Source organism: Phaeodactylibacter xiamenensis (genome assembly GCF_000759025.1).
Lineage (GTDB): Bacteria > Bacteroidota > Bacteroidia > Chitinophagales > Saprospiraceae > Phaeodactylibacter > Phaeodactylibacter xiamenensis.
In genome coordinates this window covers 148,667-160,497 of record NZ_JPOS01000016.1, presented here as the reverse complement: position 1 = coordinate 160,497, position 11,831 = coordinate 148,667, and the positions used below count along the sequence as shown (strand labels likewise).

At 49.6% G+C, this 11,831-nt stretch carries 6 protein-coding genes; all 6 read left to right on the top strand.

Features of this window, described 5'->3' with window-relative positions; genetic code table 11:
* Nucleotides 1-112 precede the first annotated feature (112 nt).
* Entirely contained in the window at nt 113-1,597 is a 1,485-nt protein-coding gene (locus tag IX84_RS06730; protein ID WP_044216405.1) for an ISKra4 family transposase, read from the top strand.
* 64 nt (nt 1,598-1,661) lie between these two features.
* Nucleotides 1,662-4,019 carry a T9SS type A sorting domain-containing protein gene (locus IX84_RS06725; protein WP_044217820.1) on the top strand — a complete coding sequence of 786 codons (2,358 nt, stop codon included), beginning with the start codon at nt 1,662-1,664 and terminating at the stop codon, nt 4,017-4,019.
* A 16-nt stretch (nt 4,020-4,035) separates the two neighbouring features.
* Nucleotides 4,036-5,574, top strand: coding sequence for a T9SS type A sorting domain-containing protein (locus IX84_RS06720; RefSeq protein ID WP_044217817.1), 1,539 nt, complete (start codon nt 4,036-4,038; stop codon nt 5,572-5,574).
* An 833-nt stretch (nt 5,575-6,407) separates the two neighbouring features.
* Entirely contained in the window at nt 6,408-9,302 is a 2,895-nt protein-coding gene (locus tag IX84_RS30770; RefSeq protein ID WP_052515833.1) for a M43 family zinc metalloprotease, read from the top strand.
* 66 nt (nt 9,303-9,368) lie between these two features.
* A complete protein-coding gene (locus IX84_RS06710; RefSeq protein ID WP_152604944.1) occupies nt 9,369-10,910 on the top strand; it encodes a hypothetical protein in 1,542 nt (513 codons plus the stop codon).
* A gap of 250 nt (nt 10,911-11,160) precedes the next feature.
* A complete protein-coding gene (locus tag IX84_RS06705) occupies nt 11,161-11,769 on the top strand; it encodes a hypothetical protein (RefSeq protein WP_044217813.1) in 609 nt (202 codons plus the stop codon).
* Nucleotides 11,770-11,831: the final 62 nt, after the last annotated feature.

Here is an 11,831-nt window from a genome sequence, read left to right as displayed (position 1 = left end):
GAGTGCGTGACAAAAAAGCGGGGATGGGTAAAAAAGGGAGGTTGAGCCAATAAGTCGTAAATTGAGTTTGACACAAAACAATTAACGACAGCCAAACCTCCCGGATGAAGTTATGGAAAAACAGCAACTTACCCAGCGATTAAATCAGAAGTTTGAAGAATTAGTGTGCCTTAGCGATGGATACGTCGAATCTTCGGATGCCATGCATGACATTGAAAAAGGCTTGCTGAGCGAATTGCTGAGCATCGGGCTGCTGCTGCTCCGGTACATCATAGCCGGGAAGCTAAAACAGTGCAAGAGTTATGAATTCGACGTGGACAATCAAGCAGCTTGCCAAAGCAAGGGCAAGAAGGCGCGGCGCTATTTAAGTTTGTTTGGGCCCTTATCCATACAGCGCCCGAGCCACTGGGCCAGTGACAAAGGGGTTGTATATAAACTGGATGAGCACCTGCAGTTGCCCCGAGGGAGCTATTGGTCTTACAATATCCAGGAATTAGTGGGCGAAAGTGCATCAGAGAATGATTTCCGTGAAAGCGTGCACCTGTTTAACAAGCTGCTGAATTTGGATTTGCGCTGGGAGTCCTCGGTGCGCAACACTCTTAATTTGGGCCAATACGTGGAAGCCTATTATGAGGCCCGCCCGGCTAAGGCAGAACCTGAAGCGGTGTGCTTCAGCGCCTCTTTTGACGGCAAGGGCGTACCGAAGGTAAGAAAGCCCAAAGCCCGCTCGGGCAACCCCAAAGCCCGCTTGGGCAAAGGGGAGAAACCAGGGACAAAGCAGATGGCAACTGTTTCAGTAACTTCCAGCTTTAAGCCTAAGCAACGTAGTGTCAAAGCCATTGCCGATGCTTTGATGGGAGTGGAAAACGAGCCTCAAAAGATAAAGAAAAAACCAAAACAAGAGCAGCGCTCAAAAAAGAATGGCTGGCACGAAAATATCCACCGCAGGGCATTTTTAGCAGACCAGGACAAGGCGGTGGACTATGGGATACAGGACATCAAAAACCGGATTAGCCATACAGACAGCCGCTTCGTTGTCCCTATTGACGCAGGCATCGGGCTAGAGGACAAAGTCTTGGGAGCGGTCAAAAAATACGGTTTGGAAGATGCCTTTGATGGCATTATCCTGGATATTATCCATGTGCTGGAATATGTTTGGGCAGCCGCGACTGCGGTTTTTGGCGAGCAGTCCAAGCTGCGCACGCCTTGGGTCAGGGATATGCTCACGGACTTGCTCAACAGCAAAACGCAAAAAGTCATTGATGATTTAGTGGCTATCCGGGATAAGACAAAATTATCCAAAAGTAAAAGCCAACAGCTGAACAAAGCCATTACCTATTTTACCAACCATCAGCATAAGATGGACTATCTGGCTTTTATCAAGAAGGGATACCCCATAAGCTCAGCTATGGCAGAGTCCACTTGTGGGCATTTGGTCAAAGAGCGTATGGAGCAGAGCGGCATGCGGTGGAGCAGCGACAGTGCCCAAAAAGTGATGGATCTAAGAGCTGTAAAATTAAATGGCGACATGGAGGATTTTGTCCAGTTTGTCGTTGGCTCAGAACGCAAAATCCGCCTCCGGAAAATGGCGGCATAATAGATGCCCCGCTTTTTTGTCACGCACTCAGGTAATATTAAATGCTACAACAGACTGTGAGAATGTGACAGACCCTGCTGATGAAACCCTCATCCGGAACTACATGAGCTACGTCGATGAAAGGAGTTGCCAGGACCAGTTTGTTGAAGAGCAGGTGGGCCGTATGAAGATGTATTTGAGGGAGTGGGGAAGTTCTTCGGGGCTTGATATGCTAAATGACATTCAATACCGGACGGTTTATCCGGATGCAGTGCCTGTGGGTGTGTCCGGCGATGTAATTGTGGAAAGCGGCGTGCTGAGCTTGAATGCGCCTTTGGAGATGTTGCCAGAAGCCTCCATTACCGTCAAAACAGGAGCTACTTTGAGGATACTGACGAAGCTCACGAGCGCCTGCGGAGGCATGTGGGATGGGATTAAAGTAGAAAACGGGGGGCGGGTATTCCTGCTGGGCAATGAAGGCATTATTGAACACGCCAGGTGCGGCATAGAAGTTCTGGGAGGAGGCAACGTACAGGTTTGGGGCGGAAGTATAATAAATTGCCTGGAAGGGCTCCGGATGCGGCCAGGTGGAAACCCGCTTTCCCCGGAAGGGAAAATAGTATTGGGCAAATTTTGGGTAGACGATTTTTACAGAGGAGGCACAGCGCCCCCGGTTTTACTCTCTTTGAGTCAGACTGAATACCTGGAAGTGCTGTTGTCTGATTTTCTGGACCTAAGGGCGCCTTGTGAGCCGGTTGACTGCCCGCCATTGCGTGCCGTTGGCATTAGGGCAGAAGATAGCGGCTTCCGGAGCGGGGGCAATTACTTCCATTTATTAGAGAAAGGGATTGATGCTGGCAACCTCACCCTGGAGCACGGTGCCCCATTCATTGAAGAATGCCATTTCAAAGATAATTTCACAGGAGTACAAATCCGGAACAGCAGTTTCTTCGACATTAGGGACAACCTGTTCGAGCTGACAACGGATTTAAATGATTACACGCCTTTCCAAGGCTATAAAGTCACAGGAGTATCGGTTTTGGGCTTGAGCGAAGCCCTGTCTGTACGGTACAACCGGTTTGAGCAAAGTTCATTAGATAGCGAAAACCAATTGTTTATATCTGAGGGCACCTACTGTGAAGGCACCGGCGAGGGGCTGGGGAACCAGATTTCATACAATGAGTACGCTGGTATGCTGATAGGCAACGCCGCCAGGAACAATAACGGGAGCATGGAAAACGGGCTGGTTTACTTATGTAATGACCATGACCCTGAAGCCCAGCTCTCTCCGGCCCCCTCTTCGCCATTAGAAGTTGCGGACTACAAAATCGAAGGGACAGTCAAAAACCCGCACTATGGGTTTGCTGATGATCAGGCATTTGCCCCTTCAGGCAATATTTTTTCCCAAATTGGGCCGAGCATAATTTATGAAAATAACGGAGACAATCTAGTATATCATTTCGATGGGAATCTTTTGGGGCATTTTCCAGATGACGCTCAGGGTGTTATCCCTGAACCAATTAATGAGTTTGATTTTTCTGATTACTGTCCTGGCGAATCTTGTGCCCCGCCCTGTGAACAGCCTCAGGATGACCCCGTTTTTCGGTTTTACGATCAAAAGAGCAAACGGGACAGTCTGAAGGAGGCCCTTAGCAGCCTAAGCGGGGCAGCAGCAACAGAAGCACAGCTGAAGCTTCATGCCGCACGCTGGGCGATGGATGAAGCGGCTGGAGAGGTTTTGAAAGAATACGTACAGGACACCGTAGCCGTAGCCTTGGATTCCGTTTACCAATGGCTGGGCCGGGCAAATACCTATGGCACGGCTTACTTGCTCGCCCGGGAGCATTTTTTGAAAGGCGATTTGGCGGCATTTGAAAAGATCTGGGCCGCTATTCCTGAGCAGTTCCTGCTAAGCAAACTGCAACTTGACGAATACGAGGGCTTAAGCCAGGTGTTCAACACTCTGAAGGGGCCGGTAATGGAGGGGGGCAACCTGGATAAATTGCCCAATGCTGCCATCGAATCCTTGCAGCTCCTGACCCCGCATTGCAATGAAGCCGGCTTGCTGGCGGTCCACCTCTTGCACCGCAATGGTGTTGAAGCGGCAGCCAACTGCGCAGGCAATGCTGCGCCCAGCCTGTCATCAAAACCAGGGAGCCCACAATCCACCTCAGAGAGCAGGGATATATTTAAAAGGAGCCGTATAAAGCCGCTGCGCATCTACCCCAACCCTTCCGATGGCACCATAAATGTCCATCTGCCCCAGGGGGTTCCGGGCGGGCAGCTACAAGTGTTTTCTTTGCAGGGGCAACAGCTACACACCCAATATCTGGCAGGCGAAATATCCAGGGTAAAGCTTTCGCTGCCAGCGGGAATATACCTTGTAGCCGTAGCACCAGCCTCCGGTGCAGCGCCCTTGCGCCAAAAAGTAGTATTGCGTTAACGCTAAAGAACCAGCTATGATAAAGTCATATAACATTTGGCTCTTTGGAGCCCTTTCCCTTTTTTTCTATACCTTTTCTGTTGCCCAACCGGCCAACCGCGCGGATGATTTTGGGTATGATTTCAATGATTACATCGATGCGGTTGTTGGGCACAATGGGGCGATGATCGGTTTTGGCAGAGCCATGGAGGAGTCCGATGGGGTTGACAGAATAGGCGTCTTACTGACCCGGTATGGCCCATCCAATGAAGTGCAGCTTCAAAACTTCATTACGGATACAGCGACGACCTCTGCCATTATAAATAACTTTGCAGTAGACTATCTCTACGGTGGCTTGATCCCGACCGGAGATGACGGGTATTTGTTTAATGCGGTGACTAGCAGGAATAATTCAATCATCGTCAAACTCAACCGCGATCTGCAGGAGGAGTTCCGCTACGAATACCAGGACAGCAATGCGATCAGCAATTTTACAGTGGTAGAGCCCATCGAACTGGAGGGGGGGTACTTGTTGTACGGCACGGCTAAGGCGCTTGATGGTTCCGGCGCACCTTATGCCCGCCGGATTAATAAAGTTGGGGAGACCCAATGGGTACAGTATTACGGAGAAGAAGGTGCCACGGAAATCGTACAGGACGGCACGATGCAGGGGGACTCCGTTTTAGTGATTAGTTGCACAAAGTCTGAGCAATTTTATAACATAATATACAAGATAAATGTAACCGATGGTACGCTACAATCCGAATGGGCATCGGAGGTATATCCTGAAACGGGGCTGATCCGGCAGGTCGTTGCCCTGGAGGATGGGAGCCTGATCACTTTCGGGGAAACCTTTCAGGAAAATGGTCCAGATTGGGCAACAACAGTGCAACCAGTTATTGCAAGGCTTGCCTCCGATAATAGCGTACAATGGGCTAATACTGTAGGACAGCCTAACGTGATCAATGGAAGAAACGGCTCCCGGGAGCTAAAACTGGTTTCAGATGGGAACATTGTGAGTGCCGGAGAGCACAGCACCTGGGTTGGAGGGTCGAAAAAGCTGGCCGGGTGGCTGTTTAAGTTTACGCCGGAGGGGGATACCCTGTGGTCCCGTTACTATCTGCCCCCCTTTGACTTGTCGGGCGAAAATATTTCCGGGCAATTTGGCCGCTTTGGGGAGCTGCCCAATGGCGATCTGGTAGTTGGAGGAAAGTCGCGCGGAGACGGGCGCAGAAATTGCTGGCTGGTCCGCACCGATGCGGAAGGGTGCCCAAGCCTGGACTCCTGCGCTTATGTGGTTACTTCTGAGGAGTGGGCCCCGCCGCTTTCCAGTTCACAGCTATCCGTCTTCCCCAACCCCGCCTCCCGCCACCTTACGGTCGCCTGGCCGGGCGCAGCGCCCACGGGTACTGGGCATTTCACGCTCTACAATATGCAGGGGCAGTCGGTGTGGTCGGTCACCAAACCATCTGCACCAGAGGTACCACTGCAGCTGCCGGAGTTGCTGCCGTGCGTGTATGCCCTGCGCGTGGAAGTGGAGGGGCAGGTTTGGGTGGAACGGGTGGTGATTAAGTAACCGACTTCGTGTCAAGCTTGCTTCGTCGGTCGGGTTCCGACTTCGCGCCTGAGCCTGTTAGGGTGTACTTTAAGCTCGAGCCATCCATCAGGAGTACGCCCTAACTTTAGCCTTCTCACCTTGAGCTCTTGGCAGAGGCTTGGCTCAAGCTTTAAACCAGCAGTGTTTTGAATGACTTTTGTAAAAAAAGGCTGCGTGTCCTAATGGGGTATTTACCCCGTACGCTTTCCGTGTGCCCATGATCAGCACGCCGGGCGAAAGGAGAGCACCTCACCGGGTGTACTAAGCCAAGCCATTGTCGGGGGATTCACCCGGTGCGCTGTGCCAGGTTATTGAACCAGCAACAAGCCCTCACAATGTTAAAGTTTTGATTTGGTAATCAAGCTTTGAGCTAAAATGTTATCTTGCAGTATGCGCTTGATGAAAAATGTACTGCGCTCATCTGTAGCCGATCATGTTGCTGTTGATATAGCGTACATAAACCTTCAGCCGCTGTCTATCTGTATTCTAAATCTTTTAAAATAGCTTAACATGTTTAATCTTAACTTTTACCCCCCCCGCGCGGTGCAAACCGCTCAAAATACGGGCTGAGGGTTTTTCTGTTGATGCTAATGCTAACAGGTCTATTTGGAGCCCTTCCTTCGAATGCTCAGATTTATTGCGGAACAGAAACGCATACTCCTCAGCCGTTCATCAAGGGAGGAACTGGAATAAATCGGAATCCACCTGTCCAGGGTGTCATAACTATTCCGGTAGTTGTGCACATTGTTTATAACACCATGCAACCTGCTGGAAACATAACTGATGCTCAGGTAATCTCGCAAATTAACGTATTGAATGAAGATTTCCGACGTTTGAATGCCGATGCTGTTAACACACCTTCGGTCTTTTCAGGAGTAGCGGCTGATGTGGAAATTGAGTTTTGTCTGGCCTCAGAGGATCCGAATGGACTGCCTACAAATGGGATTACCAGGACGCATACTCCGCTTACGCCGACAGCTTATCTCGTTTCAAGTAATGATATGAAGTCTAGTGCTACTTATGGTAAAGACGGCTGGCCACCGCAATCCTACCTGAATATTTGGGTTGTTGGGTTACTAAATAGTGCCCTCGGAAAGTCTTCTACTCCTGATCAATTAAGTTCTAACCCTCACCTTGATGGAATTGTGGTTAAACGTCAAGCCTTTGGAACAATTGGTGACGTGGTGCCCCCTTTCGACAGAGGTAGGGTACTGACGCACGAAGTAGGGCACTGGCTTGATTTAAGGCATACCTGGGGTGGTACTTCCGGGGAATCTGGATGCAATATTGATGATATGCTGGACGATACACCTACCCAATATGAAGAGACGGATACAGTTTCAAATAATTGTGTATTCCCTTATTTGAATTCTTGTACAGATTCACCTGTAGACTTACCGGATATGTTCCAAAATTATATGGATTATGGTAGAGATGAATGCAAGAACCTCTTTACCCAAGACCAGAAAGCGGTGATGAGGGCGCTCTTTGAACCCGGCGGAATAAGAGCGTCCATCCTGAATTCCACCGGCTGCTGTACACCAACGACTTGTGCCTGTGCTGCTGCTCAGGATTTGATATTCAACACGTCTGGCAATGTGATAGCTGGCACTCAAATTATAAACGGCACCATCTTTGTCGAAGCCGGAGGTGAACTTACCGTTACCGGCACGTTGCGGTTTACGTCGAATAGTGGGATAGTGGTCCGGCGCGGAGGCCGTTTGCATGTAAATGGTGGCTATTTGACCCGCTGCGAGGACACAGGCTATTGGGACGGAATAGTGGTAGAGGGTAATAAGAACCTGCCCCAGCCTAATGTATTTGTAGTGCCCGGGCCGAATGAAGCCGGTATCCTGCGGTCCAGCAATGGTGCCGTTATTGAATGGGCGCGGCATGCCATTTCAGCCAATACGTATAACCCATGGTGGGATGATACCTACCGGGGAGGCTTGGTGTATTGTACAGATACGGAATTTCTGAATAATTTCCGGTCTGCCTCTTTCATGAGCTATGATTTTATCAATAACAGCCGGTTCATTGATTGCAATTTTGATATCACAGACCCATCGGCCTCCCCTAACCTTGGCGGTGTGTCCATATGGGAAACGGATGGCATTGAATTCAATAGCTCTGACTTTTCCCAAATGACAAACTTTGCCATTGAGGCGGTTGATGCCGGGATGTCCATCATTAATGGATGCACCTTCAATTCCTGTGGGCAAGGCATTAATCCTGAGGTGACCTATCCATTCTCCAGTGGGGCGGGGCTTTATGTGGGGCCGGGCGGCGGCGCTCAAAACGAATTTCATTTGTTTAATCCGCAGCTAGGGGTTATGCTGTCTACCCCCGAGTCTAAGGGTAATCAGGACGCCTTGATCGAACAGAACCGGTTCAATGGGGGAGACGGCGTATGGCTGGCTGGACTGAACAATGCGGTCATACGGGAAAATGTTTTTAGGGACAATTCCGGCAATATGTTTGGTGTATATGGGGATGATACGGGCAATGGTACTGTGGAAATCACCTGCAATGATATGCTTGACAATGGTATATTTTTACCTGTTCTCTTCACGGGTGAAAACGATATGTCCTTTATTACCCGAAACTTTTTCTTCTCCAATTATGGCAATATTACTTTGGATGGTTCTCAGGTGGCAACTAATATTGCCCTACTCCAAGGTGCCCCTGGCGATCCAGCTCGAAACTGTTTTACCAATGGCAGTGCAGAACACATTTGGACTTTTGGGACTACAACACCATTTAGGTATTTTCACTTGGCTAACCCCTGCGAAACGCCTCAGAACTCTACTTCTGCAGGTACTACCAATAATTATTTAAAAATTCTGACCTCCCCTAGCCAAGAAGAATCTTGTTATCTCTTTTTGAGAAATCCTAAGGAACCTCCTTTTGGTCACGGTGACTATTCAGACGCAAAACAGCTATACAATGATCTCGAAACTGAATCAAATAACGACCCTGAAGATTCAGAATTGGAGTACGCGGTGCTTCAAGCTCAGGAACAGATGGAGCGAATTGCGCATTGGATCATCAGCGCGGGAATAGATAATGAGGAATTTACTGCCGATGCGAATCTAGTGTTTGAAGAAGAAATGGAGAATACTGCTTATCAGCGGTTGGAATTCGGCTATCGAGTAAGGCGCGGCGAATTTGGACAAGCAGAAGAATTGCTGAACAACCTGGCGGAAGAGGGGGATCTCACCTCTTCGGATGGCCTGTTTAGAGCGGTGCAAATGATCAACCTTCAGCGGCTGTCGGGAGGGGAAGCAGCGTTTACGCTAAGCGCAGACCAAATCAGCACCCTGGAACAAATCGCTGCCAAATCAGCCCCGGAAAGCAGTTACGCCAGGGCTTTGCTGGGCCTGTTACTAGACCGGCAGTTTTGGCCAGACTATCAGTTGCCGCTTGGGGTTGAGCTTCCGGGAACAGAAGCAATCAGCACGATTCCTGGCCTAAGTATCGCACCTAATCCATCTTCCGGCGCATTCACTTTAGACCTTGGCCAATATTACGCTGAACCTATCCTGGTTGAAATCAGAGATTTAGCAGGACGTAGTATCCAAAGCCTGGAATTTCAGGAAGGACAGCGTTTTGAGATTGACCTGAGCGGGCAGCCAACAGGTCTGTACTTCTTTGAAGCGGTATCAGAAGGGGAACGAATTGGTACGCTGAAAGCTATTGTTGAGTAAATTTTTTTTGAACTCAAATACGGCAGTGGGGGCTTTTTCCTCACTGCTGTTTTATAATATCGAATCATGAAATACCTTTGGTTCATACTCTTTGGTTTAACCTTAATGCCAAGCTCTTTGATATTTGGGCAAGCACCGTTCTCTAAGGCGCTATATCTTGGTGGCGTAGAAAGCATCTCCTCCATACGCGAGAAAGACTCTACTTATTTACTAAGCGTCTTGACTGCTCCACCGCCCAGTTATACCTACGTTCATAAATCTGCAAGTACAAACATTGATGGTAATGTCCTTTGGCAATCTTCAACAACCAATAATTACCTTGTTTCTGTTGGAATTGAAACAGGCAATCAGGGAATGGTGGTCAATGATAGCAGCCTGTTTTTTGTTGGGTCAATTATTGAGGAATCCGGTGTTTATCCTGATGGATTTCTTCTAAAACAAAGCTTGAACGGCGATAGCTTGTGGCTGAAATCATTTGGAAGCAATTATGAGGATCATCTCTTTGGTATCGACCTTCTCAATGATAGTACACTTATTGTTCATGGCGATCATGGAACATTTTCTTCTGGTGAAGAGAAAGTGTGGGTAATGGCTTTAGATTTTGAGGGCAATATCCTGTGGGAGCGCTTTTATGCCGGAGACTATGGTTTAATCAGGAGCAGGGATTTTGAGGTATTGGAAAATGGCAATGTGGTAATTGTCTATAGAGAGTGCCTTTCTTATCAATCTTGCGGTTCCGGGGTGGACAAACGGCTGCGGCTGTTATGTATAGACCCGGAGGGCAATGAGCTTTGGACCTCGACGATTGGGGAGTATTATTTGTCTGGTGCCCCAACCGAGAATGTAATTGAACTGGATAATGGGCAATTGCTGGTTTCTTTTTTCCGGGAAATCGGACAGGGGGTTAGACGAGCCCCCGTTCTATTGTGGGTCAGCCAAGAGGGCGAAGTCTTGCAGCAGTACGACTTTGAGTTTGTCAGCCTTGGCAATTATATTACAGACTTATTCCAAACGGAGACCGGCAACATTATAGGTGTAGGAGATTCAAACACCTATGTAGGAGAAGATTTCTATGGTGGGGTAGGCTGGGTTTTTTCTATGACACAAGAAGGTGTGCTAAACTGGGAAAGAATGTATCTGGATAATACGGAAGGTTTCCATCTGGGGCAATTACGGTGTGGCCTTGAAACTGAGGATGGAGGGTTAATTCTTGGAGGCTATGTAGAAGATACCGTAGCCTTATATTCTGTCGCCTGGCTCCTAAAACTAGACAGCGCCGGCTGCTACCACCCCAACTGTGAGGAGGGGCTGCAGTTTGTAGATGTGGAGGAGGTTGCGGCACCGACCTCTAGTGTAAGCGCTTACCGTGCCTATCCAAATCCGGTTTCCAGCGGGGAAGCCCTTCAATTAGAAGCTCTGGTAGATACGCCTCAGGCCGCGCGGGCACAATGGCTGGATGCGTACGGGCGTCACCTGGCGGAGCACGCGCTTGATTCTTTGCCGCTTCAAAATATTCCGGTTGGGGATTGGCCGCCGGGCGTCTACTTCTTGCGGCTTATGGAGGAGTCGGGTCGGGCTTTGCAGGTGTTGCGGGTGTTGGTGGAGTGAGGGGGGATAAGGTTAAAGTATTCAAGTTTAAAGGGTAAAGGTTTTTAAGGTTAATGGATAAAGTAGCATGCCCTCACCGGGTGCACTACGCCAAGCCGTTGCCTGGGCATTCACCCGTTGCGCTCTGTATGTTTGGTACGCCCGGCGAAAGGGCCGACTCCGTTTTTAACTACATCGGACGGAGAGTGCGCCCGGCAACACCTCCCAAAACAAACCGCCCGCCCCGCTGTTGAACATTCCAAAAAGCACAATGGATAAGCTGTGGTCATATTTCAAGAATCTATTCCAGCAAGCGGAGGAAAGCTCGCCTTCCCAGCCGCTTATCCATGAGATGATTGAGCGCAGTGCGGAAGAACGGGAAGACTACCAGTTCTGGAAGGAAACGCTGGTGCTGCGCCGCCTCCTCAACTGGCTCAACGAACAGTATGCCATCTACCGCATCCGGCCGGATGATATCGACGAGGCGCTGGACTTCCTCAATACGCCTTCCTCTAAGGGGTTTGTGGTCCACTTTAGTCAGACGGGCTACAGTCAGCGGGATGTGCAGCACTTTTTTGATTTCCTCAAAGAGCAGGTACTGGCACTAAAATACCGTACCCAGATTTCCGACCGCCGCAGCTATCAGCGCGCCAACTGGGTGGAAACCATTGAGCGCCACTACCTGAAGCCAGGGCTGAGCATCCGCAGCAATCAGGAGGAGGATGGGCGCTTCGTGCAGCACTTTGGCAACATTATGATTGAGCTGGAGCACCGCAACGACCGGGTGCACAACCTGCGCTTCCGGGCGACCACGTACAACGATAGCCTCTTCAAAGCCCCTGCTGAGTTTGGAGAGCTGATGCAGGGGGTGCTGAGCTAGAAGAGTCAGGCTGAGGTTGAGGTTTAGGTTGAGTGGCTCCGCGATGACTGCCTTGCAGGAAT